We start from the raw sequence: 25,010 nt of genomic DNA, 5'->3' as shown, positions 1-25,010 counted from the left end.
GCACAACATGAGCGTTAATAATGCCGGTTATATAATCGGTGCGTACCCCTGTGCACCCTCATTTCACCAAAAGAGTGAAGAGGAAGAGAAGGAATTCTGGCGACAGCTCGCCGATACCCCGGATATTCGAGGGCTGGAGCAGCCCTGCCTTGAACATCTTCACCCGTTAGGCGACGAATGGTTATTGCGCCATACGCCGGGCGACTGGCAAATCGTGGTCACCGCCATTATGGAAACCATGCGCCGTCGTGGCGCAAACAGCGGTTTCGGATTGGCTTCCAGCGACGAAGATCAGCGTAAAGCCTGCGTGGCGCATTACCGTCATCTGCAGCAGAAAATCAACCATATCAATACGGCCCACGCCGGAAAAGTGATTGCGCTGCAACTACATGCCGCTCCCAATGCCAGCAATCCAAATGTTGCGCAGGCCACCGACGCACTCGCCCGTTCGCTTAAAGAGATAGCCAATTGGGACTGGTCATGCGATCTGGTGCTGGAACATTGTGATGCTATGACCGGCATTGCGCCGCGCAAAGGCTTTCTGCCGTTAGACAATGTGTTGGAGGTCATTGCCGGGTATGACATCAGCGTGTGCATTAACTGGGCGCGATCGGCCATTGAAGGGCAAAATCCCGCCCTGGCGTTGACCCACACGCAGCAGACCAAACAGGCTGGAAAATTGGGGGCGCTGATGTTCTCCGGCACCACAATAACGGGAGACTACGGCGAGTGGCAGGACTTGCACGCCCCGTTTGCTCCGTTCTGCTCACAAAGTCTGATGACCATCGACCATGCCCGCGAATTATTCGCCTGCGCAGAAGCCAAACCATTGCAATTTGCTGGTATTAAATTGCTGGAAATAAACGCCAATGCAGATGTGAACCATCGCGTAGCGATATTGCGTGACGGTATCGCGACGTTAAATAAAGCAAAAATATAAAAATAAAATACTACTCTACGAGAATATTAATATGAACATGACCTCTCGCCCTACACTAAAAGATATACCCCGTCAGCGCTGGCTGCGAATTATCCCACCTATTTTAATCGCCTGTATTATTTCTTATATGGACCGCGTCAATATCGCCTTTGCGATGCCGGGGGGTATGGATGCCGAATTAGGTATTTCCGCCACCATGGCAGGACTGGCTGGCGGTATTTTCTTTATCGGTTATCTGTTTTTACAGGTTCCCGGCGGAAAAATTGCCGTTCACGGTAGCGGCAAGAAATTTATCGGCTGGTCACTGGTTGCCTGGGCAGTGATATCCGTCCTTACGGGGTTGATCACTAATCAATATCAACTGCTGGTTTTGCGCTTTTTACTCGGTGTAGCCGAAGGCGGCATGCTGCCGGTGGTGCTGACGATGATCAGTAACTGGTTCCCCGACGCCGAGCGTGGTCGTGCCAATGCGATCGTGATTATGTTTGTGCCGATTGCCGGAATCATTACTGCCCCGCTCTCGGGTTGGATTATCACCATTCTCGACTGGCGCTGGCTGTTCATCATTGAAGGTTTGCTTTCCGTCGTTGTACTGGTGTTGTGGGCCTATACCGTTTACGACCGTCCGCAGGAGGCACGCTGGATCTCTGAGGCCGAGAAAAATTATCTGGTCGAAACACTGGCTGCCGAGCAAAAAGCCATTGCCGGAACGGAAGTCAAAAACGCCTCGCTGGGCGCGGTGCTTTCCGATAAAACCATGTGGCAGCTCATCGCGCTGAACTTCTTCTATCAGACCGGGATTTACGGTTACACCCTGTGGCTGCCGACCATCCTCAAAGAGTTGACGCACAGCAGCATGGGACAGGTCGGTATGCTCGCCATTCTGCCGTACGTCGGGGCCATTGCCGGGATGTTCCTGTTCTCTTCTCTCTCTGACCGCACCGGTAAACGCAAGCTGTTCGTCTGCCTGCCGTTGATTGGCTTTGCCCTGTGCATGTTCCTTTCCGTGGCGCTGAAAAATAACGTCTGGCTGGCTTATGCCGCGCTGGTCGGCTGCGGCTTCTTCCTGCAATCGGCAGCGGGCGTGTTCTGGACCATTCCGGCGCGTTTGTTCAGTGCGGAAATGGCCGGTGGCGCACGCGGGGTCATCAACGCGCTGGGCAACCTCGGCGGCTTCTGCGGTCCTTATGCGGTCGGCGTACTCATCACCCTGTATAGCAAAGATGCGGGGGTTTACTGCCTGGCTATCTCACTGGCTCTGGCCGCGCTGATGGCGCTGCTGCTGCCAGCCAAATGCGACGCCGGTGCCGCTCCGCTAAAGACACTGAATCCACATAAACGTACAGCGTAAAACAATGCCCGGTGGCGCTAGCACAGCGCCATCCGGCAAAAATGAGATAACAAGATGAGTGAGAAAAAGACCTTCTGGCTGGGTATTGATTGTGGCGGTACGTATCTGAAAGCCGGGTTGTATGACGCCAAAGGTCATGAGCATGGCATTAATCGGCAATCGTTACAGACCGCATCGCCATTGCCCGGTTACGCCGAACGCGATATGCACCAGTTGTGGCAACAGTGTGTAGCCACGATCGCCGGGCTGTTAGCGCGCACCGGCGTCTGCGGAGATCAAATCAAAGGTATCGGTATTTCCGCTCAGGGCAAAGGCCTGTTCCTCCTCGATAAGCAGGATAAACCGCTGGGCAATGCCATCCTCTCTTCCGACCGCCGGGCGATGGAAATCGTCCAGCGCTGGCAGCAGGATGGAATTCCCGAGCAGCTCTACCCGATCACCCGCCAGACGTTTTGGACCGGGCATCCGGCATCATTGCTGCGCTGGGTGAAAGAGAATCAACCCCATCGTTACGCGCAAATTGGCTGCGTCATGATGGGCCATGACTATCTGCGCTGGTGCTTAACCGGCGTCAAAGGCTGCGAAGAGAGCAATATTTCCGAGTCGAACCTCTACAACATGACTTCGGGTCAGTACGACTCGCGCCTGACCCAGTGGCTGGGCATCAGCGAGATCGACAATGCACTACCGCCGATTGTCGGCTCAGCAGAAATATGCGGGGAAATCACCGCTCAGACAGCCGCCCTAACCGGTCTGGCGGCGGGCACACCCGTCGTCGGCGGACTGTTTGATGTGGTTTCCACCGCACTCTGCGCCGGTATCGAAGATGAACACACCCTCAACGCAGTGATGGGAACCTGGGCCGTCACCAGCGGGATCGCCCACGGCCTGCGCGACCACGAAGCTCATCCCTACGTTTATGGCCGCTATGTCAATGACGGGCAGTACATCGTTCACGAAGCCAGCCCGACCTCTTCCGGCAATCTGGAATGGTTTACCGCCCAGTGGGGCGAACTCTCTTTTGCTGAGATCAATCAGGCCGTTGCCAGCTTACCGAAAGCCGGTAGCGAGCTGTTCTTTCTCCCATTTTTGTACGGCAGCAACGCCGGGCTGGAGATGACCAGCGGCTTTTATGGCATGCAGGCGATACACACTCGCGCCCACTTATTGCAGGCCATCTACGAAGGCGTGGTTTTCAGCCACATGACCCACCTCAATCGCATGCGCGAACGCTTTACGAAGGCGCATACCCTGCGCGTCACCGGCGGTCCGGCGCACTCCGACATCTGGATGCAGATGCTGGCAGACGTCAGCGGTTTACGTATCGAATTGCCGCAGATTGAAGAGACCGGCTGCTTTGGCGCTGCGCTCGCCGCCCGCGTCGGCACCGGCGTTTATTCCAACTTCAGCGACGCCCAGCGCAGCCTGGAGCACCCGGTGCGCACGCTGTTGCCGGACGCCGCCGCACAGGCGAGCTACCAGCGTAAATACCGCCAATATCTGGATTTAATTACCGCACTACAGGGCTACCACGCCCGCATTAAGGAGCACGAATGATGAGTCGACCATTACTGCAACTGGCGCTCGACCACACCAGCCTTGAAGCCGCACAACGCGACGTCGCGCTGCTACAAGAGAGCGTCGATATCGTTGAGGCGGGGACGATTCTCTGCTTAACCGAAGGGCTGAGCGCCGTGAAAGCCCTGCGCGCCCAGTGCCCGAATAAAATCATCGTCGCCGACTGGAAAGTGGCCGATGCGGGCGAAACCCTCGCGCTCCAAGCCTTTGGAGCAGGTGCAAACTGGATGACCATCATCTGTGCCGCGCCGCTGGCGACGGTAGAGAAAGGTCATGACGTCGCGCAGTCCTGCGGCGGTGAAATTCAGATGGAGCTGTTCGGCAACTGGACGCTGGATGATGCCCGCGACTGGTATCGCGTTGGCGTTCGCCAGGCGATTTACCATCGCGGACGCGATGCTCAGGCCAGCGGACAACAGTGGGGAGAAGCAGACCTGGCACGCATGAAGGCGCTTTCTGATATCGGTCTGGAACTGTCGATTACCGGTGGGATCACGCCCGCCGATCTGCCGTTGTTCCGCGACATTAACGTCAAAGCCTTTATCGCCGGGCGCGCGCTGGCGGGGGCGCAAAACCCAGCGCAGGTTGCTGGCGAATTCCATGCGCAAATCGAGACCATCTGGGGAACACTGCATGCGTAACCATCCATTAGGTATCTATGAAAAAGCACTGGCCAAAGACCTTTCCTGGCCGGAACGGCTGGTGCTGGCGAAAAGCTGCGGTTTTGATTTCGTCGAGATGTCGGTGGATGAAACCGACGAACGCCTGGCGCGTCTCGACTGGAGTCCAGCTCAGCGCGCCTCGCTGGTTAGCGCGATGCTGGAAACCGGCGTGGCAATCCCGTCAATGTGCCTGTCAGCCCACCGTCGTTTTCCCTTTGGCAGCCGCGATGAAGCCATGCGTGAGCGGGCGCGAGAAATTATGAGCAAAGCCATTCGCCTGGCGCGCGATTTAGGCATTCGCACCATTCAACTGGCAGGCTACGACGTCTATTACGAAGAACATGACGCAGGCACGCAGCAGCGCTTTGCCGAAGGACTGGCATGGGCAGTGGAGCAGGCTGCCGCTGCGCAGGTGATGCTGGCGGTAGAAATCATGGATACCGCATTTATGAACTCGATCAGCAAGTGGAAAAAGTGGGATGAAATGCTGTCATCGCCGTGGTTCACCGTCTATCCAGACGTGGGCAACCTCAGCGCCTGGGGGAACGACGTCACTGCTGAATTGACGCTGGGCATTGACCGCATCGCTGCTATCCACCTGAAAGACACGCTGCCGGTAACCGAAACGCATCCGGGCCAGTTTCGCGATGTACCGTTTGGCGAAGGGTGCGTGGACTTTGTTGGTATCTTCAAAACGTTGCATCAACTGAACTATCGCGGGTCGTTTCTGATTGAAATGTGGACTGAAAAAGCGAAAGAGCCGGTACTGGAAATTATCCAGGCACGGCGCTGGATAGAAGCACGCATGCAGGAAGGAGGATTTCCATGTTAAAACAACTGAAAGCCGAGGTGCTGGCGGCAAACCTGGCGCTTCCGGCTCATGGCTTAGTTACCTTTACCTGGGGCAACGTCAGCGCAGTGGATGAAACACGTAAACTGATGGTGATTAAGCCATCCGGCGTGGAATATGACGTGATGACCGCCGACGACATGGTGGTGGTGGATATTGCCAGCGGCAACGTGGTGGAAGGCAACAAAAAACCGTCGTCCGACACGCCAACCCATCTGGCGCTGTATCGTCGTTATCCACAGATCGGCGGGATCGTCCATACCCATTCTCGCCACGCGACGATCTGGTCGCAGGCGGGTCTGGATCTCCCGGCATGGGGCACCACACATGCCGATTATTTCTATGGTTCTATTCCATGTACGCGTCTGATGACCGCTGAAGAGATCAACGGCGAATATGAATATCAAACCGGAGAGGTGATCATTCAGACCTTCGAGCAACGCGATCTCAATCCGCTGCAGGTTCCGGCGGTATTGGTGCACTCCCACGGACCGTTCGCCTGGGGTAAAGACGCGGCAGACGCGGTGCATAACGCCGTGGTGCTCGAAGAGTGCGCATACATGGGGTTGTTCTCTCGCCAGTTAGCCCCGCAGTTGCCGGATATGCAGTCTGAGTTGCTGGATAAACATTATCTGCGCAAACACGGGGCAAATGCGTATTACGGGCAATAACGGGTCAGGCGCTATTGATATGTTCTTTGCAATAGCGCCGTTTCCACGCCGCGGGCGTCAGGCTGGTGTGTTTGCGGAAGATTTTGCGAAAATAGCCCACGTCATTAAACCCACATTTCATTGCCACTTCAGTAAGCGATAGCGAATCACTGATCAGCAGTTTTTCTGCCGCCCTCACCCGCTGGCGATGCAACGCTTCGGTTAACGTCAGACGAAAAGCGCCACGAAAAACGCGCCCCAGATAGTCCGCATTGCAATGCAGTTCTTTCGCCAACGTTGAGGCGGAAATCGGCAGGTGAAACCGGGTGTGAATGATTTGCTGTGCTTTCCAGGCCAGGGCATTCCCGGGGCTGTCGACGGGTTGCTCGCTGGCGGCTGCGGATATTTGCTGCAAAATCAGCAGTAGAATCAGTTCCAGCGCCATGCTGCGATGAATATTTTCCTGTTCACGTAAGAACTGGCGAAACAACGAAATAATATATTGTGGCTCACCCACCCGGGAATGCTGAGGTATAGCAAGTAACGATCCTGCTATTGATGCTTCATTTTCTGCTGTGACCTCAAAGTGCAACCAGTAAAATTTCAAATCAGCCGGAAATTGCCCAACGCCAATATGCGATCGCTGTGGCCACAGCAGCAAACTTTCTCCGGCATTCACGCAAAAAACTGTCTGGCCTTCGCGAATCGTTAATGTCCCTTTTTCAACAAAGATAATTTCCCAGGATTGCAATCGTCGCGCAGGATGACTGCCCACGCCCCGGGAAATAAATAGCCCACCATTTTGCACTTTAATCGGAAGAGACATGGATAATTCGAGCATATATATTCAAATTCCCGCTTTTTACATTATTTAAAATGCTATTTATCATTGATTATTCACGATAAATTTTGTTTCTGCTGGATCGAAATCACATTTTTATAATGAAGTCGGAATTGTCATCTTTTTATACTTTTCTCTTCCCTTGTTGACCCAAACATTTCGTGCAGAATAAATAACGTATTTTGCAAATTACAAACAAATAACCCGCAACGTAGCGGGAAACTTTCTGAACATCCTCTCCGGGAGTTATTTATGACTTCGGCTCCGATTACAACATCTGATTTGGCACAGCGTGCCCAGGACGACAAATTATCCCTGCGTGAAAAAATTGGTTATGGGCTAGGCGATGCTGGCGGGACGGTAATTACCTGCCTGATCATGAACTTCCTGACATTTTTCTACACCGATGTCTTCGGGTTAACGCCTGCGCTGGTCGGCACATTATTTATTGCCCTGCGTATATTTGACGCCATTTCCGATCCCGTCATGGGCGTGCTGGCCGACCGTACGCAAAGCCGCTGGGGGCGCTTTCGCCCGTGGCAACTGTGGGTTGCGATTCCGATTGGTATTATTGGCGTACTGACTTTTACCGTCCCGGACGCCAGCATGGGCGTCAAAATCGCCTGGGCGTTCGGCACCTATCTGCTACTCTCCGTCAGCTATACCGCCATCAACGTGCCGTACTGTGCGCTGATCAATACGATGACGACTCGCCACAATGAAGTGATCGCCTGCCAGTCCTGGCGCTTCGTGCTGTGCGGTGTAGCGGGATTCCTGGTCTCTGTTGGCCTGCCGTGGATGGTGGATGTCCTGGGTCAGGGCAATGCCGCGCAGGGTTATCAGTTTGGCGTGGGCATCCTGTGTGCCATTGCGGTGGTGATGTTCCTGTGCTGCTTCTTCTGGGTGCGCGAGCGTGTGCCACTGGCAATGATGGGAAAATTTACCCTGCGTGAGCACATTGGCGGACTGCGCAAAAACGATCAGCTATTGTTGATGTTGGTAATGTCTTTCCTGCTGATCAACGTCTTTAATATTCGCGGCGGCGGGTACATGTATTTTATTACCTACGTGCTGGAAGGCAGCACCGCCTATACGTCGCTGTTTTTCACCATGGTCACCTTCGCGTCCATCATCGGGTCAGTGATCGTCAGCCCCCTGACCCGCCGCATTGATACCGTCAAACTCTATTACTACACCAACCTGGTGCTGACGGCCCTGGCGATACTGATGTGGTTCCTGCCAACCGGCCCGGCTTATCAGACACTGTGGCTGGCAGTCATCCTCGGTAACGGCATTATTTTAGGCTTCACGCTGCCGCTGCACTTCTCACTGATGGCCTTCGCCGACGATTACGGCGAGTGGAAAACCGGCGTGCGTTCCTCCGGCATGAATTTCGCCTTCAATCTGTTTTTCATCAAGCTGGCCTGGGCCTCAAGTGCAGGGATCATCAGCCTGCTATTTATTTTTGTCGCCTATCAGCCAGGCGCCGGTAACCAAACCGCCAGTTCGCTGCAAGGGATTACCGCAATGGAAACGCTGCTGCCCGCGCTATTCCACCTGCTGCTGGCGCTGTCAATCCGCATCTGCAAACTCAATAACCCGATGATGTCGCGCATTGCCACCGATCTGCGTCAGCGTCATGTACAGCCTTAAGGAGCACGAAATGAACGTACTGGAAGTCGACCTGCATAAGCTCACAGTCAGCGATCCGTTCCTCGGACAATATCAGCAGTTGGTGCGCGACGTGGTGATTCCCTATCAGTGGGATGCGCTCAATGACCGCATTGCAGAGGCGGAACCCAGCCATGCGATAGAGAATTTCCGTATCGCCGCAGGTCTGCAGGATGGTGAGTTTTACGGGATGGTTTTTCAGGATAGCGACGTGGCGAAATGGCTGGAGGCCGTTGCCTGGTCGCTGTGTCAGAAACCCGATGCGGAACTTGAGAAAACGGCCGATGAAGTCATTGAACTGGTGGCCGCAGCGCAGTGTGAAGATGGCTATCTCAATACTTACTTCACGGTGAAAGCCCCGAATGAACGCTGGACCAACCTCGCCGAATGTCATGAGCTGTACTGTGCCGGTCATTTAATTGAAGCGGGTGTCGCGTTCTTCCAGGCAACGGGAAAGCGCCGTCTGTTAGAGGTGGTGTGTCGCCTGGCGGATCACATCGACAGCGTGTTTGGACTCGGGGAGAATCAACTGCACGGCTACCCCGGACACCCGGAAATCGAGCTGGCGCTGATGCGCTTGTACGAAGTGACCCAGCAACCTCGCTATATGGCGCTGGTAAATTACTTTGTTGAACAGCGCGGCACACAGCCTCATTTCTATGACGAAGAGTACAAGAAACGCGGCCAAACCTCTTACTGGCACACCTACGGCCCGGCGTGGATGGTGAAAGATAAGCCCTATAGCCAGGCACACCAACCGATTTCAGAGCAGCAAAAGGCTATTGGTCACGCGGTACGCTTTGTCTACCTGATGACCGGCGTGGCGCATCTGGCACGCTTAAGCCAGGACGAAGGCAAGCGCAAGGATTGCCTGCGTCTGTGGAAAAACATGGCCCAGCGCCAGTTGTACATTACCGGCGGGATCGGCTCGCAAAGCAGTGGCGAAGCGTTTAGCAGCGATTACGATCTGCCTAACGACTCAGTGTACGCAGAAAGCTGCGCCTCAATAGGCCTGATGATGTTCGCCCGTAGAATGCTGGAAATGGAGGCCGACAGTCAGTATGCCGACGTGATGGAACGCGCCCTGTATAATACGGTGCTGGGAGGTATGGCGCTCGACGGCAAGCATTTCTTCTACGTTAATCCGCTGGAAGTACACCCTAAATCATTAAAATTCAATCATATTTATGACCACGTGAAGCCCGTTCGCCAGCGCTGGTTCGGCTGCGCCTGCTGTCCACCGAATATCGCCCGCGTGTTAACCTCAATTGGTCATTACCTCTACACGCCACGTCAGGATGCGCTGTATATCAATATGTACGTGGGCAATAGCATGGAGGTCCCTGTTGCAAATGGCTCGCTTAAGCTACGTATTAGCGGGGATTACCCATGGCATGAACAGGTAAAAATCGCCATCGAATCACCGCAATCGGTGTATCACACCCTCGCTCTGCGCCTGCCAGACTGGTGCTCCGCGCCGCAGGTTTTGTTGAATGGTCAGCCGGTTGCGCAGGATATTCGCAAAGGCTATTTGCACATCAGCCGAACCTGGCAGGAAGGCGATACGCTCAGTTTGACCCTGCCGATGCCGGTACGTCGGGTGTACGGAAATCCACTGATGCGCCATGTGGCAGGGAAGGTCGCCATTCAACGTGGGCCGCTGGTGTATTGCCTGGAACAGGCCGACAACGGTGAGGAGCTACATAATTTGTGGCTGCCGAAAGAGAGTGAATTCCGGGTATTCGAAGGTAAAGGTTTATTCAGCCATAAGGTGCTAATTCAGGCTGAAGGTGTGAAGCAAAGTAGTGCCAACGCCTCACAGCAATCCTTGTGGCACTACGATGTTTCACCGGCTTTGCGTCAGGCGCATACGCTGACGTTTATTCCGTGGTTTAGCTGGGCGAATCGTGGTGAAGGCGAAATGCGTATTTGGGTGAATGAGCTGTAATTGAAAACGTGCCGGATAATGACGCTTCGCGCTTTATCCGGCCTAGCGCACTGAAAAGATTGCCCTCCTCCCTGAGGACAAACGGGTGAGAATCAGAAACGCCAGGTTAACCCGGTCAGGAATGTGAAGCTGTCGTCACGATCAACCATCGGGCTATTTTTGATGTCATCCGGCAACGCACTGTAGTTGGCGCTGGCCAGCAGCGTCAGGTTGCTGGTCAAAGCGTATTTCGCGGTCAGTGCAACATACGGTGTCCAGCTGTCGCCAGGGGAGTAGCTTGATAACCCACTACGGCGGGATTCATTGCCAGAGATACCGTAATAATATTGGTTGAAGTTTTCGTCATAGTAGAGCACGCCAATCGCCGGCGTCAGCGTCAGCTTGCCCATCGGCATTTGGCGGAACAGAGATAATTCCCCGACCCAACCGTTGCTGTTATCCAGCACATCCGCTGCGGCGGAGACTTTCACGCTGCCCCATCTTTCATGGTGATACCATGCTGCACCTGCCATCGCGGTAGCGTCACGCTTATCCAGCATTTTCATCGCATGGTCGTCGTTATCGCCTGGATCAAACTCAAGCGGCATATATGAGGCAGTAATACTAAATTCATTACTTTCGTTTTTTGAAAGAATATAACCTAACGTTGTTTGCCTAAAATAAAAGGATTCACTTTCATAACTGGCAAGCGGTGCAACGTGAACATTATCATTATATCCACGATAAGGTGATTCATTATATACAGCGCCACCGCCAAGAGAAAATTCTGCGGCTGATGCACTCGCCATAAAAGAAAAAGCAATTAGCGCCACAACATTGCGTTTAATTAACATGCCAACTTTCCATTTTAAAATAAGCTACAAAGCGCGTGCATAATAATGCTTACAATTTCATCGATGCAACATTCATATTTATATAGTAATATATAAAATCATATATATATTGGGCTTTGCGATGAATAAATTACAACTCAAACACCGGGAATTGAAGATTATCTCGGTAATCGCTGCCAGTGAGAACATCAGCCACGCAGCGACCATCCTCGGCATTGCGCAAGCCAACGTCAGCAAATATCTTGCTGATTTTGAATCAAAAGTAGGGTTAAAAGTTTTCGACAGAACCACCCGACAACTCACCCTTACTCCGTTTGGCAAGGCACTGCTTCCCTACATCAACGACATGCTGGACAGAACCGAACAGCTGAATAATTTCATTGCTGATTATAAGCATGAAAAAAGCGGGCGAGTCACAGTTTATGCGCCAACTGGGATAATTTCTTACTTATCACAAAAAGTTATTGCAGAAATAAAAAACATTGGCGGTATTTCTCTTACACTAAAAACATGTAATCTGGAACGTAAAGCATTTTATGAAGGCGTTGATTTTCCGGATGATTGTGATGTTTTAATTACCTACGCTCGTCCAAAAGATGAGTCATTGGTTGCGAGTTTCATAACGAAATATGCAGTGATGGCTTTTGCCAGTCCGGAGTATCTCAGAAACCATCCTATTAACTGCCCCGAAGACCTTGAACACCACTCCTGTATCTTGATTGATTCAATGATGATTGACGATGCAAATATTTGGCGATTCACCACTCTCGAAAGTAAGGAGATGCGCGACTATCGTGTGACAGGGAATTACGTTTGCGATAATACGCAGTCCGCACTGGCACTGGCACGTAACCATCTTGGTATTGTTTTTGCGCCAAATACCAGCGTACAGCAAGATATTGAAGCCGGACTGCTGGTTCCGTGCTTCACTGAACAATATGAATGGTGGCTGGATCTGGTGGCCATTTTCCGCAAACGCGAATACCAGCCCTGGCGAGTACAGTTTATTCTTGATGAGATGTTGGGGGAAATTCGCCGGCAGCTTACTCAGTCGCAGAAACAGCAGACTGAGTAAGCAAAATAGCCTGATTTTAATGATCGAGATACAGGTAATGCACCCAACTGGTCATGCGCAACAAGACCTTGCGCATGACTGACACATGTTCGAAGTGGTCTGAATAAACGGCGACCTGCGCGTAAATCCCATCAGGTAACGCGCTAACCTCCGCATTATCATTCAGCTCAATCGTGGCAATCACACCTTCCGAACCGGGCGTGGAATTTAAAGATTGCAGCGCCCCGTTCGACTGGTATGTGCCGCCCGGCACTGCCGGACTAATCGCAGCCAGTTTACCGCGAAATACCTTACCCGGCAGCGCGTTAAACACCACTTCAGCTTCATCACCTGGTTCCAGACGCAGCAGCGAGTTTTGACGGAACTGGGCGATAATTTGCCGTTTTTGATCCGGGATAAACACCATCACCGGACGCATCGGTAACGCAGCGGCATAGGTTCCGGGACGCATCAGCACCTGCGTAACGTAACCATCGCTGGGCGCACGAACCACGGTTTGATCCAGATTGAATTCCGCCTCAGCCAGTTGTGCCTTCAGGCTGGCAATTTGCGAATTCTCACCCATTATCAGGCTGTCTAACTGGCTTTGTATTTGCTGCTGCTCTGCGACAGAGGATTTCACCGACGCTTCCTGCGCCAGATAGTTTTGCCGCGCCGCATCGATATCGCGTTCAGAAAAAGGATTCACCTTCGCCTGACTCCCCTGCACATAACGCTGGTAATCTTTCGCCAGCTTGTCACGGGTAGCCTTAGCCCGCTGCGTGTTGGCTTTCATTTCGTCCAACTGCGCCACCAGTGCCTGCTCTTTATGTTGTGCTGTAACAATATCGGCTTTCAGGCGATCAACCCGTGCCTGATAACGCCCCGGATTAAGCTTGAACAGAACTTCGCCTTTTTTAATCAGCGTATTCTTCTTATCCGTCACTTCTGTTACTACACCCGTTACCTGCGGCACTACGGGAATAGAAATTACCGCCTTTTGCGCCTTATAGGTATACGGATGGTTATAATTCATCAGTAGTATCAGTCCACAAACAATGAATATACCGCCCAATACCGCAGTGGGCACGGTCCATTTGTTGACAGGTATTTTAAATATTTTAAATATTGACCACGCACACGCCACATAGGTCAAAACGATCAGTAAATCCATCGATATTACTCCGCCGGAGAGGTCTTAACCTCACCCAGTTTCTTTTCCAGATCAGCTACCCGTTCCTGCAGTTGAATAAGGGAAGAATCAGCGCTCTGCATCCCCCAGCCTCGCTCCGGGCGATACAGTGTTGCCCAGATCCACAAAAAAGGCCAAATAACATGTAAGGTGAACAAACTCACCCAGCCCGCAACATGTATTGCGTCGGCATGAGGATGGTTACGTTTTTTTGCAATCAGGTAGGGAATATCATGCAGAATAATAACCCCATAAAAAATGACCAGGAATACAAAAACAAGCACTCCTAATGCAAAATAATCAAGAAACATATTTGCCTCAGAGATTGAAATAACAAATAAGAATTCTATTTAGATTAACAAATAGATTGAATGATAGTAGATGAGTATGTATATGAAGTGCAATTATCTTATTTATATAACGACATATGGGTTTATATATAACTGAAGAATAAAGATATGCCCGGCGCAAAACCGGGCAATAAGTGATGAGAAATTAAAACAGCCCCAGCGGTTTATCCGAGTAGCTCACCAGCAGGCACTTGGTTTGCTGATAATGCTCAAGCATCATCTTATGCGTCTCGCGTCCGATGCCCGATTGCTTATAACCGCCGAACGCCGCATGTGCCGGGTAAGCGTGGTAGCAGTTGGTCCATACACGCCCCGCCTGAATCCCACGGCCCATCTTGTACGCCAAATTACCGTTACGGCTCCAGACGCCAGCGCCTAGCCCATATTGAGTGTCATTGGCGATTTCCAGCGCCTCTTCCATGGTTTTGAAGGTCGTGACGGCCAGCACCGGTCCGAAGATCTCTTCCTGGAAAACTCGCATGTTATTCTTGCCAAACAGAATGGTCGGTTCGAGGTAGTAACCCTCTTTTAACTCGCCATCGAGGAGCTTGCGCCGCCCACCGGTGAGAACATCTGCCCCTTCTTTCTTACCAATGTCGATGTAATTCAGTATAGTTTCCAGTTGACCATGCGACACCTGCGCACCCATCTGCGTCACACTGTCTAACGGATTACCGCTACGAATACTCTCCACGCGGCGAATGGCTCTTTCCATAAAACGTTCGTAAATGGATTCCTGTACCAGCGCACGGCTCGGACAGGTACACACTTCGCCCTGGTTGAAGGCAAACAGCGCAAAACCTTCCAGCGCTTTGTCAAAAAACGCATCTTCTTCATCCATCACGTCAGCGAAGAAGATGTTGGGTGATTTCCCACCCAGCTCCAGCGTCACAGGGATAATGTTCTGCGTGGCGTACTGCATGATCTGCTGCCCAACTTCCGTTGAGCCGGTAAACGCCACTTTCGCAATGCGTTTAGACGTCGCCAGATACTCACCAATTTCCCCACCCGCGCCGTTTACCACGTTCACCACGCCAGGTGGGAGCAGATCGCCGATAACGTCCATCAGCAGCAGTACGGACAGTGGCGTCAGGCGGGCAGGTTTAAGCACTACGCAGTTACCCGCTGCCAGCGCAGGCGCCATCTTCCAACTGGCCATCAGCAAGGGGAAGTTCCACGGAATAATTTGTCCTACCACACCGAGAGGTTCATGGAAGTGATAAGCCACGGTCTCGCTATCAACTTCGCTTATTCCCCCTTCCTGCGCACGAATACAGGAAGCGAAATAGCGGAAATGATCAATCGCCAGCGGCACGTCTGCCGCGCTGGTTTCACGGATGGGTTTACCGTTATCCCAGGTTTCTGCCGTCGCCAACAGTTCCAGGTTTTGCTCCATACGGTCGGCGATTTTGAACAGAATCGCCGCCCTGCCCTGCACGGATGTTTGCGCCCACTTGTCTTTTACTTTGTGCGCGGCATCCAGTGCCAGATCGATATCCTTTTTGCCGGAAGAGGCCACTTCGCACAGTAATTGCCCGGTTACCGGCGTCAGGTTTTGGTAATACTCGCCGTCCACAGGGGCGACCCAGTCACCACCGATAAAGTTATCGTATCGGGCTTTTAACTTCAGAGGGTAACCATACTCGCCGGGATAAATACGCGTTGAAGGGGGGTTGTTGGTCATGACCGTCTCCTTGCTGTAGGGGTACTACAAGGGTAGACGGGGCTGGCGAATTATTCGCCAGCCATTTACTGCTTTACGACAGGTATCACGAATTACATGGCAGCGCGATAAATCGCCATGATTTCTTCATGAGTCGCCTGAATCGGGTTAGTGAAGCCGCAGGCATCTTTCAGGGCATTGGTCGCCAGTACGGCAATATCCTCTTCCTTCACGTTCAGCTCACGCAAACCAGCCGGAATATTCACTTTCTGCGCCAGTTCGCGGATCGCCGTAATGCAGGCTTCTGCCCCTTGCTCTGCGCTCAAACCAGCAACGTTCACGCCCATTGCCCCTGCGCAATCGCGCAGGCGAGCGGCAGCTACTTTGCTGTTGAAGACCTGCACATATGGCAGCAACACAGCATTACATACGCCGTGCGGCAGATCGTAGAAGCCACCCAACTGGTGCGCCATAGCGTGTACGTAACCCAGAGAGGCATTGTTAAAGGCCATGCCCGCGAGAAACTGCGCGTAAGCCATGGCTTCACGCGCCTGAGCATTGCTGCCCTCTTCAACGGCGACCGGCAGGTTTTGTGTAATCATGGTGACCGCTTTCAGCGCACACGCATCGGTAATTGGCGTGGCGGCAATTGACACGTAGGCTTCGATAGCGTGGGTCAACGCATCCATACCGGTAGCCGCCGTCAGAGACTTCGGCATGCCGACCATCAGCGAGGAGTCATTAACCGACAGCAGCGGCGTAACGTGCTTATCGACAATCGCCATTTTAATGTGGCGTACTTCATCCGTAATGATACAGAAACGGGTCATTTCTGATGCCGTGCCCGCGGTGGTGTTAATGGCGATCATCGGCAACTGCGGTTTTGCAGAACGGTCTACACCTTCGTAATCGCGAATATCGCCGCCGTTAGCGGCCACCAGAGCGATACCTTTCGCACAATCGTGCGGAGAACCGCCGCCGAGAGAAATAACGCTATCACATTCGTTTTCTGTCAACATTTGCAGGCCAGCGGCAACGTTGCTGGTCGTGGGATTAGGATGCGTACCGTCGTAAATTACGCTGAAAATATCACGTTCCTGTAATGCCTTTTGAATCTCGCCAGCCATACCTAATTTCGTCAGCATGGCATCCGTGACAATCAGCGTACGGCGAAAACCATATTCCGCCATTGTATTCATTGCGTCTTTTAATGAATCAGCGCCAATTACATTCACGGAAGGAATAAAAAATGTTGAAGCAGCCATTGTACGATCCTTAATTACTCTAAAGAGTCAGGAAGCATACGAGTGAAATATCCAACAAAATATGATCGTGGTTGTTATTTTAATAACACCCACAATTAAAAAGCACATTAGGTTCATAATCTAATGTGCTTATTTCTTTCAATATCTATTTTGTATTAATTCATTTAATTCCTGAATTAATTGTTTCATTACTTTTCAGGGAACAGTAATGCATCGCGTAATAAATGATCATTTCCCCGACGACGCGTAAAACCAATGCGGTCAAAATATTCCAGAATCTGAATAGCCAATTTTCGTCCAACGTTAAGCCTGTCGCGAAAATCGGCAGCACAGGTCGATCCTTTCTCCTGATCCAGCTCGCGGATCATACTGGCAAAGGCCACAATCCGATCGTTACGGTAATAGCGATCTTTAACGATCGCGGTGATGATGCCTTGCTGCGCCGCTTGCCGTAACGCCATACGCATTATCTGCTCATCCGTACCGGTCTGTTTTGCCAGATCGCGTACCCACCATGGCTCATCACCAAAAAGTGATTCTACTTTTTGCCAGATAGCCTGCTGCTCATCGCTAAAACCGGCCTTATGATCGGGCAAATGCAGCCAGCCATGATGACTATGGATGACGCCGCTCTCACGCATCTTTTCAATCAGCAGCAGCACCAGTGCTTCGTCTTCCATTGGTAAAGCCATCCGGCGCAGGCGTTCGCGCCCAGGTCCTGGCTCATCACGGTGCTGGTCGTGGTAAGTCGCCAGCGTATCGAGGATTTTGCGCTGCCAGCGTGCGGCAACGGTGGCATCCAACAGACTGTATCCCGCCTGAATAAAGCCATGCTGCTCAATCAACGGACGCATGCCGTTACCGTTGAGCTGACGCGCCCATGCGAAGTCGGGAATATTCACCGCTCCACGCGTCAGATGTAGAGCCAGGGCGTCACCGTCACTTTGCGACTTCTCCAGCGCCGCCAGCCATTGTAAATACTCCGGCTTACGCTTCCCGCGACGCGGCGGATTGAGCGTTACCACGCGGGCGCCAGCCAGCGTCGTGCGGGCCGAAATATCGCGCAGCACCAGACGATCGTTATCGGCGAGCCAGAGCGGCGTATCAAACACCAGTTCCGCCAGCGTCCCTTCAAGCAGCGAGATTCTCCCGGTAACGTGGCTGGCAGCGTGGTGAATATGCAGAGGTTGCCACTGCATCAGCGGTGCCGCATGTTCTAAAGAGACAATCACGCGGGTAAACGCCTCTGGCGGCGCATCAGAAAGCAGCCAGTCGCCGCGGTTAAGTTCTTCTTTTTGCGCATCACCGGCAATATTCAGCGCAATACGTTGCCCCGCCTGTGCGCGATCGGTGGCGTGATTTTGCGCATGCAGACTACGTACGCGCATCGGTTTGTTGACGCCGGTGAGCCACAACGTGTCACCGACATTCACTTCACCGCTAAGCGCCGTCCCGGTCACCACCAGCCCCGCACCTTTGACCGTAAAGGCACGGTCAATCGCCAGGCGAAAGCTGCGATCGCAGGCATGCTCACGCGACGTCAATTGCAGCAAATGATCGCGTAGTTCTTCGATTCCACGGCCTTCACTGGCGGCCGTCACAAACAGAACCGCATCCGCGAAGCCATAGTTCTCAAGTGTGGTGTGCACCTCGGCACGCACCGCCTTGATGCGAGCTTCATCCACGCGATCGGCCTTGGTGAGCGCCACGGTGATCTGAGGATTGCCCGTCAACTGCAGAATTTGCAAATGCTCACGCGTTTGCGCCATCACGCCGTCATCACACGCCACCACCAGCAGCGCATGGTCGATGCCGCCAACACCCGCCAGCATGTTAGACAGAAACTTTTCGTGTCCGGGCACATCGATAAATCCCAGTATCCGCCCGTCCGGCTGCGGCCAGTAGGCATAGCCGAGATCGATGGTCATGCCGCGTTTTTTTTCTTCCGGCAGACGGTCGGCGTTCACGCCGGTAATCGCCTGTAATAACGTTGTTTTTCCGTGGTCAACGTGTCCGGCGGTTGCAATAATCATTTCAGCATCATCTCCATAAACCGGGTCTCGTCTTCAAGGCAGCGCAGATCCAGCCACATACGGCCATCATAAATTCGGCCAATGATCGGCACGGGCAGCGCACGCCAGCGGGCGGCCAGTGCGTCGAGGCGGCTACCGCGCCCGTCATGGGGGGTAAAGGTTAATGCTGCGCTGGGCAGCCTATCAACCGGTAGCGAGCCGCTGCCAATTTGCGACAGGCAAGGCATGACGTTCAAGGCAAATTCATCGCCGTAATGCTCAGCAAGCCGCGCCTGTAATTGTTGTGCCTGCGCGTGGACAGCCTCCTGCGAGCGAGTGAGTTGGCGTAACGTCGGCAACTTCTGCGCCAGCGCTTCCGGGTGCAGGTAGAGCCGCAGCGTCGCTTCCAGCGCTGCCAGCGTCATTTTATCAGCCCGTAATGCGCGTTTCAGCGGATGACTCTGTAAACGAGCGATCATCTCTTTTTTACCGACGATAATCCCGGCCTGCGGCCCGCCCAGCAGTTTATCCCCAGAGAAGCTCACCAGACTCACTCCAGCGGCAATCAGCTGTTGCGGCATCGGTTCCTGTGGCAATCCATACTGGCTGAGATCGACCAGCGAGCCGCTGCCGAGATCCGCCACTACCGGCACATCCAGTTCCTGACCAATGGCGGCCAGCTCAGCCTCATCCACCGACTTCGTAAAGCCTTCTATGCTGTAATTACTGGTATGGACTTTCATCAGCAGACCGGTGTTTTCATTCACCGCCTGACGGTAATCTTTCTCATGGGTCCGGTTGGTAGTACCGACTTCGCGCAGAACACATCCGGCCTGACACATCACATCCGGAATACGAAACGCGCCGCCAATTTCCACCAGCTCACCGCGCGAAACGACCACCTCTTTACCGTTAGCCGTGGCGGCCAGCATCAGTAAAACCGCTGCCGCATTGTTATTGACGATACAGGCATCCTCCGCCCCCGTCAGACGGCAGAGTAGATCCGCCAGCGCCCGATCCCGATGTCCACGTCCGGCATCATCCAGGCTATATTCCAGCGTCACCGGCGTGCGCATTGCTTGCACCACCGCCTCGATCGCATCTTCGGCCTGCGACGCGCGCCCAAGATTGGTATGCAGCACCGTTCCAGTGAGATTAATCACCGGACGCAACGCGCTTCGCGATTCTCGTTCCAGACGGGCGCTGGCTTCTTGCGCCCAGTCCTCACACCATGCCGGGAGCGCGTGCGTGTCGCGAATCGCTTCTCGGGCTTCGTCGAGCATATGACGCAGCAGGTCAACCACCCGGGTATGACCGTGAGACTCACGTAAGGCTGGGAAGGCGCTATCGCGCAATAAACGATCGATAGCGGGAAGCTGGCTGTAGAGTGAACGCATGTCGGTTGTCATGAAAGGGCCTGGCTGTTGGTGGCCCTCTCCACCGTGGAGAGGGCTATCGATATAGGGAGGATTGTACCGTGACTTTGCTCAGGCGGACATACATGCACATCAAGCCTTTGGCGGTTCTGTGCGGGCAAAACTTTCGCGTTGAAAGAGCGTTTCCACCAGTTTGACCAGACGCGGGCGGTCCACACACCAGCCGGGTGCGATCCGACGGAAATTGAGATAACCGACGGCACAAGCAATCGCGATGGTAGCCAGGTTAACCGTATCCGTTTTCAGCGTACCGTCCGCCAGATAGCCTTCCAGCATATCCAGACTACGGGTAATTTTCTCTCGCTGGCGTAACAGTTCGGTTTCTGACTGCTGCGCGGCGGGGCGAGCCTGCTCGCGTACCGAGACTAACCCCGCATCCATAATACCGTCGGCCAGCGCTTCCAGTTGACGAACTTTGAGTGCCGCTAACGGTTCACGCGGCAGCATGGCTGGCGCAATATCCAGCAGCTCTATGTATTCTGCGATGATCGGAGAGTCAAACCAGTACTCACCCTCATCGGTGACTAACGCGGGCACTTTTCCTAGCGGGTTATAACGCGCCACGCCGCTATCCGCGTTATAAGGAAGTTCATTCACAAATTCGAAGGTGATACCCTTTTCCAGTAACAGAATAGAAATTTTACGCACAAAAGGGCTGGTATAGCTGCCAATGAGTTTCATGCCGGGTCCTTTTTGCCAACAAAAATATCAGTATGGCTCAGGTCGCCGTAAATGGCAGGTGATGACGATCTCAATGATCCAAATAAAGGTAATGCATCCAGCTGGTCATGCGCAGCAGCACTTTACGCATCACTGAAACGTGAGCGAAATGGTCGGAATAGACCGCCACCTGAGCATAGATACCGTCCGGCAGCGCATCCACATCGCCATTGGGATCCAGCTCAATCGTGGCCAGCACGCCATCGGTACCCGGCACCACAGTCAGAGACTGCAATGCTCCCTGGGCCTGATAAGAACCGCCCGGCACAACCGGCAGAATGCTGGTGAGCTTGCCGGAGAATACCTGGCCTGGCAGCGCGTTGAAGACCACTTCCGCTTCATCACCCGGTTTAAGACGCAACAACGAATTCTGACGGAATTGCGCCACGATTTGCCGCTTCTGTTCCGGAATAAACACCATCACCGGGCGAAGAGGCAGCGCGGCGGCGTAGGTCCCGGGCCGAATCAGCACCTGCGTAACATAGCCGTTGCTGGGGGCACGGACGATAGTCTGCTCAAGATTGTATTTGGCTTCAGCGAGCTGAGCGCGCAGAGACGCAACCTGAGATTGCTCCCCGTTGACCATACTGTCTAACTGGCTCTGAATCTGCGTCTGCTCGGCAACGGAGCCTTTTACCAGCGCATCCTGTGCCAGGTAGTTCTGCCGCGCGTTGTCGATATCGCTTTCAGAGAAGGGATTAACCTTCGCCTGGCTGCCCTTCAAATAGCGTTGATAATCTTTATACAGACGATCGCGTTCAGCGGAAACGCGGGTAGTATTGGCGACGGCTTCAGAAAGTTGGGCTTTCAAATTGTCGATGTTGTGCGTGGCGGTAACAAGATCAGCCTGCAGTCGATCCACTCGCGCTTGATAACGCACGGGATCGAGTTTAAATAACACCTCGCCTTTTTTAATTAGCTGATTATTTTTATCTGTCACCTCACTCACAATTCCAGTGACCTGCGGGGTTAGAGGAATTGAAATAACCGCCTTTTGCGCCGTAAAGGTATACGGATGGTTATAGTTCATTAATAAGATGAGTCCCGCCACAATAAACACTCCACCTAATGCGGCGGTGGCAAGCGTCCATTGGTTTACAGGAATACGGAATATTTTAAAGATGGCCCAGGCAAATGCCACGTAAGTCAGGACAATCAACAAATCCATGATCAAATCTCCGGAAAGGTGGAGTTATCGTCTTTTTTCTCCCCATCCAGTCTTTTTTCCAACTGGGTGATGCGCGTAGCCAGCGCGGCAACTTCAGGGTCAGGTTCCTTTCCGGTTGGCGTAATGTGTGACTGCATCCCCCAGCCTCGTTCTGGCTGATAGAGCGTGGCCCAAATCCACAGGAACGGCCAAATCACATGCAGTGTAAAAAGGCTCACCCAGCCCGCCGTATGAATGGCATCGGCATGGGGATGATTGCGCTTCTTAGCCATGTTATAGGGAATATCATGGATAGCGATGATTCCGTAAAACAGAACCAGAAAAACGAAGATCAGCACACCTAACGCGAAATAGTTTAGAAACATACCCGCCTCGTATTCACGCTAATCAGAGCTTTCAATTGCAGGCAGCCGAAAGGAGTCATGGCTGGTAATTTGAACATAATTGCAGTTAGTCATTTTCGCCATCCCATCAGGGTAAAAATTTGCAGGTTGACGGCTCGCGAGGTAGCAACAAGAAATGGATGATGAAACAGAATCCGCGCCAGATCACACCAGGAGAAATCCAGGCAAATATTTATTGCGAAGCAGATCACAAATACTCAACAAACAGCCAAAGCAAAAACGTGAACAAGTTCACATTTAAGTGTCTTTTTCAGCGCATTCTTGCGTAATGATGTTTTTTTATACTGGTAATTTGTGATCAAAATCACATTAAGTAATACCGTAAACCCTATATTTACGTGACATTGATCACACTAAAAGTCGTCGACTGGACAGTTGAACGATTCAGTGCCAGATTTCGCAGTATCTACAGGGTCCGGCTACCTCCTGCCGCTACATTAACAAACCTCGGGCTTTTAGCCTGCGCGACAGCAAACATAAGAAGGGGTGTTTTTATGTCATCCGATATTAAGATCAAGGTGCAAAGCTTTGGTCGATTCCTCAGCAACATGGTGATGCCAAATATCGGCGCGTTTATCGCGTGGGGTATTATCACCGCATTATTCATTCCGACAGGGTGGTTGCCGAACGAAACGCTGGCGAAGCTGGTCGGCCCAATGATCACCTATCTGCTGCCGCTGTTGATCGGTTATACCGGTGGTAAGCTGGTTGGCGGCGAGCGTGGCGGTGTGGTCGGTGCTATCACCACCATGGGCGTTATCGTCGGTGCGGATATGCCGATGTTCCTCGGCGCGATGATCGCAGGTCCGCTGGGCGGCTGGGCTATCAAACATTTCGATGGCTGGGTAGACGGTAAGATCAAGTCCGGTTTCGAAATGCTGGTGAATAACTTCTCCGCTGGCATCATCGGGATGATCCTCGCCATTCTGGCATTCCTTGGCATTGGCCCATTGGTTGAAGCACTGTCCAAAATCCTGGCGGCAGGCGTTAACTTCATGGTTGTCCATGACATGCTGCCGCTGGCGTCAATCTTCGTTGAACCGGCGAAAATCCTGTTCCTCAACAACGCCATCAACCACGGTATTTTCTCACCGTTGGGTATTCAGCAGTCCCATGAGATGGGCAAATCCATCTTCTTCCTGATTGAAGCTAACCCGGGTCCGGGTATGGGCGTTCTGCTGGCATACATGTTCTTCGGTCGCGGCAGCGCTAAACAGTCTGCAGGCGGCGCGGCTATCATCCACTTCCTGGGTGGTATCCACGAAATTTACTTCCCGTACGTGCTGATGAACCCGCGTCTGATCCTGGCCGTTATTCTCGGCGGTATGACTGGCGTATTTACACTGACTATCCTGAACGGCGGTCTGGTATCTCCGGCCTCTCCGGGTTCTATTCTGGCTGTACTGGCAATGACGCCGAAGGGCGCATACTTCGCTAACATCGCAGCTATCTGTGCTGCAATGGCGGTCTCCTTTGTGGTCTCAGCCATTCTGCTGAAAACCAGCAAAGTGAAAGAAGAAGATGACATTGAAGCCGCAACCCGTCGTATGAACGACATGAAAGCGGAATCCAAAGGCGCATCTCAGCTGGCAGCGGGTGACGTTACCAACGACCTGAGCCATGTGCGTAAAATCATTGTTGCCTGCGATGCCGGCATGGGTTCCAGCGCCATGGGTGCGGGCGTACTGCGTAAGAAAGTGCAGGATGCCGGTCTGTCTCAGATTTCCGTCACCAATAGCGCGATCAACAATCTGCCGCCGGATGTGGATCTGGTCATTACCCACCGTGACCTGACCGAACGCGCTATGCGCCAGGTTCCGCAGGCACAGCACATTTCACTGACCAACTTCCTCGACAGCGGTCTGTACTCCAATCTGACCGAACGTTTGGTCGCTGCGCAGCGCCACAACGTGAACGAAGAGAAAGTCCGCGATCACCTGAAAGACAGCTTTGAAGAGGGTGATACCCACCTGTTCAAACTGGGTGCGGAGAATATCTTCCTTGGCCGTAAAGCCACCAACAAAGAAGAAGCGATTCGCTTTGCCGGTGAGCAATTGGTGAAAGGCGGCTACGTTGAGCCAGAGTACGTCGAGGCGATGCTGGACCGCGAAAAACTGACCCCAACTTACCTCGGCGAGTCCATCGCTGTACCGCACGGTACGGTTGAAGCCAAAGACCGCGTGCTGAAAACCGGCGTGGTATTCTGCCAGTATCCAGAAGGCGTACGTTTCGGTGAAGAAGAAGACGATATCGCCCGCCTGGTCATTGGTATCGCTGCACGTAACAACGAGCACATCCAGGTGATCACCAGTCTGACTAACGCGCTGGATGACGAATCCGTGATCGAACGTCTGGCCCATACCACCAGCGTGGATGAAGTTCTGGAGCTGCTGGCTGGTCGTAAGTAAACCCCGTTGCCCGA

21 protein-coding genes are annotated in these 25,010 nt (G+C 52.9%); 10 read left to right on the top strand and 11 right to left on the bottom strand.

Going from position 1 to position 25,010, the window contains the following annotated elements:
* The first annotated feature begins 7 nt into the window (after positions 1–7).
* From On2M_RS00835 to araD, 6 genes are read left to right on the top strand one after another with little or no spacing between them, the layout of a single operon-like run.
* Positions 8–940 carry a DUF4862 family protein gene (locus On2M_RS00835; RefSeq protein ID WP_210904151.1) on the top strand — a complete coding sequence of 311 codons (933 nt, stop codon included), beginning with the start codon at positions 8–10 and terminating at the stop codon, positions 938–940.
* A gap of 31 nt (positions 941–971) precedes the next feature.
* Positions 972–2,291: an MFS transporter gene (locus On2M_RS00830; protein ID WP_187253856.1), complete on the top strand. Its 1,320-nt coding sequence runs from the start codon at positions 972–974 to the stop codon at positions 2,289–2,291.
* 54 nt (positions 2,292–2,345) lie between these two features.
* Positions 2,346–3,848 carry an FGGY-family carbohydrate kinase gene (locus On2M_RS00825; RefSeq protein WP_151216961.1) on the top strand — a complete coding sequence of 501 codons (1,503 nt, stop codon included), beginning with the start codon at positions 2,346–2,348 and terminating at the stop codon, positions 3,846–3,848.
* Entirely contained in the window at positions 3,848–4,510 is a 663-nt protein-coding gene (gene ulaD, locus On2M_RS00820; RefSeq protein WP_151217214.1) for a 3-keto-L-gulonate-6-phosphate decarboxylase UlaD, read from the top strand. Before On2M_RS00825 ends, ulaD begins: the two co-directional genes overlap by 1 nt.
* Positions 4,503–5,363 carry an L-ribulose-5-phosphate 3-epimerase gene (locus On2M_RS00815; RefSeq protein ID WP_151223993.1) on the top strand — a complete coding sequence of 287 codons (861 nt, stop codon included), beginning with the start codon at positions 4,503–4,505 and terminating at the stop codon, positions 5,361–5,363. Before ulaD ends, On2M_RS00815 begins: the two co-directional genes overlap by 8 nt.
* The gene (gene araD, locus On2M_RS00810) at positions 5,357–6,052 is read left to right on the top strand and encodes an L-ribulose-5-phosphate 4-epimerase (RefSeq protein WP_151223994.1); all 696 of its coding nucleotides are present in this window, start codon (positions 5,357–5,359) and stop codon (positions 6,050–6,052) included. The genes On2M_RS00815 and araD overlap by 7 nt, the downstream gene beginning before the upstream one ends.
* Positions 6,053–6,056: 4 nt before the next feature.
* Here the strand turns inward: araD and On2M_RS00805 are convergent, their stop codons facing one another.
* Positions 6,057–6,872, bottom strand: coding sequence for a helix-turn-helix domain-containing protein (locus On2M_RS00805; protein WP_187253858.1), 816 nt, complete (start codon positions 6,870–6,872; stop codon positions 6,057–6,059).
* A 252-nt stretch (positions 6,873–7,124) separates the two neighbouring features.
* On the opposite strand from On2M_RS00805, the gene On2M_RS00800 reads away from it, so the two are divergent.
* Together On2M_RS00800 and On2M_RS00795 are read left to right on the top strand one after the other, a co-directional pair.
* Positions 7,125–8,525: an MFS transporter gene (locus On2M_RS00800; protein ID WP_210904149.1), complete on the top strand. Its 1,401-nt coding sequence runs from the start codon at positions 7,125–7,127 to the stop codon at positions 8,523–8,525.
* Positions 8,526–8,535: 10 nt separating this feature from the next.
* Positions 8,536–10,491: a glycoside hydrolase family 127 protein gene (locus On2M_RS00795; RefSeq protein WP_210904147.1), complete on the top strand. Its 1,956-nt coding sequence runs from the start codon at positions 8,536–8,538 to the stop codon at positions 10,489–10,491.
* 92 nt (positions 10,492–10,583) lie between these two features.
* Here On2M_RS00795 and On2M_RS00790 read toward each other — a convergent pair whose 3' ends face one another.
* The gene (locus On2M_RS00790; RefSeq protein WP_151216970.1) at positions 10,584–11,324 is read right to left on the bottom strand and encodes a MipA/OmpV family protein; all 741 of its coding nucleotides are present in this window, start codon (positions 11,322–11,324) and stop codon (positions 10,584–10,586) included.
* Positions 11,325–11,445: 121 nt separating this feature from the next.
* On the opposite strand from On2M_RS00790, the gene On2M_RS00785 reads away from it, so the two are divergent.
* Positions 11,446–12,399: a LysR family transcriptional regulator gene (locus tag On2M_RS00785; protein WP_151216971.1), complete on the top strand. Its 954-nt coding sequence runs from the start codon at positions 11,446–11,448 to the stop codon at positions 12,397–12,399.
* A gap of 16 nt (positions 12,400–12,415) precedes the next feature.
* Here the strand turns inward: On2M_RS00785 and On2M_RS00780 are convergent, their stop codons facing one another.
* From On2M_RS00780 to On2M_RS00740, 9 genes are all read right to left on the bottom strand, one after another.
* Positions 12,416–13,552 carry an HlyD family secretion protein gene (locus On2M_RS00780; RefSeq protein WP_187253860.1) on the bottom strand — a complete coding sequence of 379 codons (1,137 nt, stop codon included), beginning with the start codon at positions 13,550–13,552 and terminating at the stop codon, positions 12,416–12,418.
* A gap of 5 nt (positions 13,553–13,557) precedes the next feature.
* Positions 13,558–13,881 (bottom strand): DUF3302 domain-containing protein, encoded by a 324-nt coding sequence (locus On2M_RS00775; protein ID WP_187253861.1) that lies wholly within the window; start codon positions 13,879–13,881, stop codon positions 13,558–13,560.
* Between the two features lie 184 nt (positions 13,882–14,065).
* Positions 14,066–15,604: an aldehyde dehydrogenase family protein gene (gene aldB, locus On2M_RS00770; protein ID WP_210904145.1), complete on the bottom strand. Its 1,539-nt coding sequence runs from the start codon at positions 15,602–15,604 to the stop codon at positions 14,066–14,068.
* A gap of 92 nt (positions 15,605–15,696) precedes the next feature.
* Positions 15,697–16,848 carry an L-threonine dehydrogenase gene (gene yiaY, locus On2M_RS00765; RefSeq protein ID WP_210904143.1) on the bottom strand — a complete coding sequence of 384 codons (1,152 nt, stop codon included), beginning with the start codon at positions 16,846–16,848 and terminating at the stop codon, positions 15,697–15,699.
* A gap of 188 nt (positions 16,849–17,036) precedes the next feature.
* Positions 17,037–18,881 (bottom strand): selenocysteine-specific translation elongation factor, encoded by a 1,845-nt coding sequence (gene selB / locus On2M_RS00760; protein WP_210904141.1) that lies wholly within the window; start codon positions 18,879–18,881, stop codon positions 17,037–17,039.
* On the bottom strand, positions 18,878–20,269 hold the full coding sequence (selA, locus tag On2M_RS00755) for an L-seryl-tRNA(Sec) selenium transferase (protein ID WP_151216980.1): 1,392 nt from the start codon (positions 20,267–20,269) through the stop codon (positions 18,878–18,880). The genes selB and selA overlap by 4 nt, the downstream gene beginning before the upstream one ends.
* 99 nt (positions 20,270–20,368) lie before the next feature.
* Entirely contained in the window at positions 20,369–20,977 is a 609-nt protein-coding gene (locus tag On2M_RS00750; RefSeq protein ID WP_151216982.1) for a glutathione S-transferase, read from the bottom strand.
* A gap of 70 nt (positions 20,978–21,047) precedes the next feature.
* On the bottom strand, positions 21,048–22,184 hold the full coding sequence (locus On2M_RS00745; protein ID WP_151216984.1) for an HlyD family secretion protein: 1,137 nt from the start codon (positions 22,182–22,184) through the stop codon (positions 21,048–21,050).
* Between the two features lie 2 nt (positions 22,185–22,186).
* Positions 22,187–22,549 carry a DUF3302 domain-containing protein gene (locus tag On2M_RS00740; protein WP_151216985.1) on the bottom strand — a complete coding sequence of 121 codons (363 nt, stop codon included), beginning with the start codon at positions 22,547–22,549 and terminating at the stop codon, positions 22,187–22,189.
* Positions 22,550–23,082: 533 nt separating this feature from the next.
* Here On2M_RS00740 and mtlA point away from each other — a divergent pair.
* Positions 23,083–24,996, top strand: a complete 1,914-nt coding sequence (gene mtlA / locus On2M_RS00735; protein WP_151216986.1) for a PTS mannitol transporter subunit IICBA — start codon at positions 23,083–23,085, stop codon at positions 24,994–24,996.
* Positions 24,997–25,010 lie beyond the last annotated feature (14 nt).

The organism is Citrobacter sp. On2M (assembly GCF_018035235.1).
GTDB classification, from domain to species: Bacteria; Pseudomonadota; Gammaproteobacteria; order Enterobacterales; family Enterobacteriaceae; genus Citrobacter; species Citrobacter meridianamericanus.
Note: the sequence above shows the minus strand (reverse complement) of the source record. Positions and strands in the feature narration are given on the sequence as shown.

Excerpts from the sequence above, each read along its gene's own strand:
- On2M_RS00835 (WP_210904151.1), top strand. The coding sequence starts at position 8 with ATGAGCGTTAATAATGCCGGTTATATAATCGGTGCGTACCCCTGTGCA.
- On2M_RS00830 (WP_187253856.1), top strand. The coding sequence starts at position 972 with ATGAACATGACCTCTCGCCCTACACTAAAAGATATACCCCGTCAGCGC.
- On2M_RS00825 (WP_151216961.1), top strand. The coding sequence starts at position 2,346 with ATGAGTGAGAAAAAGACCTTCTGGCTGGGTATTGATTGTGGCGGTACG.
- ulaD (WP_151217214.1), top strand. The coding sequence starts at position 3,848 with ATGAGTCGACCATTACTGCAACTGGCGCTCGACCACACCAGCCTTGAA.
- On2M_RS00815 (WP_151223993.1), top strand. The coding sequence starts at position 4,503 with ATGCGTAACCATCCATTAGGTATCTATGAAAAAGCACTGGCCAAAGAC.
- araD (WP_151223994.1), top strand. The coding sequence starts at position 5,357 with ATGTTAAAACAACTGAAAGCCGAGGTGCTGGCGGCAAACCTGGCGCTT.
- On2M_RS00805 (WP_187253858.1), bottom strand. The coding sequence starts at position 6,872 with ATGCTCGAATTATCCATGTCTCTTCCGATTAAAGTGCAAAATGGTGGG.
- On2M_RS00800 (WP_210904149.1), top strand. The coding sequence starts at position 7,125 with ATGACTTCGGCTCCGATTACAACATCTGATTTGGCACAGCGTGCCCAG.
- On2M_RS00795 (WP_210904147.1), top strand. The coding sequence starts at position 8,536 with ATGAACGTACTGGAAGTCGACCTGCATAAGCTCACAGTCAGCGATCCG.
- On2M_RS00790 (WP_151216970.1), bottom strand. The coding sequence starts at position 11,324 with ATGTTAATTAAACGCAATGTTGTGGCGCTAATTGCTTTTTCTTTTATG.
- On2M_RS00785 (WP_151216971.1), top strand. The coding sequence starts at position 11,446 with ATGAATAAATTACAACTCAAACACCGGGAATTGAAGATTATCTCGGTA.
- On2M_RS00780 (WP_187253860.1), bottom strand. The coding sequence starts at position 13,552 with ATGGATTTACTGATCGTTTTGACCTATGTGGCGTGTGCGTGGTCAATA.
- On2M_RS00775 (WP_187253861.1), bottom strand. The coding sequence starts at position 13,881 with ATGTTTCTTGATTATTTTGCATTAGGAGTGCTTGTTTTTGTATTCCTG.
- aldB (WP_210904145.1), bottom strand. The coding sequence starts at position 15,604 with ATGACCAACAACCCCCCTTCAACGCGTATTTATCCCGGCGAGTATGGT.
- yiaY (WP_210904143.1), bottom strand. The coding sequence starts at position 16,848 with ATGGCTGCTTCAACATTTTTTATTCCTTCCGTGAATGTAATTGGCGCT.
- selB (WP_210904141.1), bottom strand. The coding sequence starts at position 18,881 with ATGATTATTGCAACCGCCGGACACGTTGACCACGGAAAAACAACGTTA.
- selA (WP_151216980.1), bottom strand. The coding sequence starts at position 20,269 with ATGACAACCGACATGCGTTCACTCTACAGCCAGCTTCCCGCTATCGAT.
- On2M_RS00750 (WP_151216982.1), bottom strand. The coding sequence starts at position 20,977 with ATGAAACTCATTGGCAGCTATACCAGCCCTTTTGTGCGTAAAATTTCT.
- On2M_RS00745 (WP_151216984.1), bottom strand. The coding sequence starts at position 22,184 with ATGGATTTGTTGATTGTCCTGACTTACGTGGCATTTGCCTGGGCCATC.
- On2M_RS00740 (WP_151216985.1), bottom strand. The coding sequence starts at position 22,549 with ATGTTTCTAAACTATTTCGCGTTAGGTGTGCTGATCTTCGTTTTTCTG.
- mtlA (WP_151216986.1), top strand. The coding sequence starts at position 23,083 with ATGTCATCCGATATTAAGATCAAGGTGCAAAGCTTTGGTCGATTCCTC.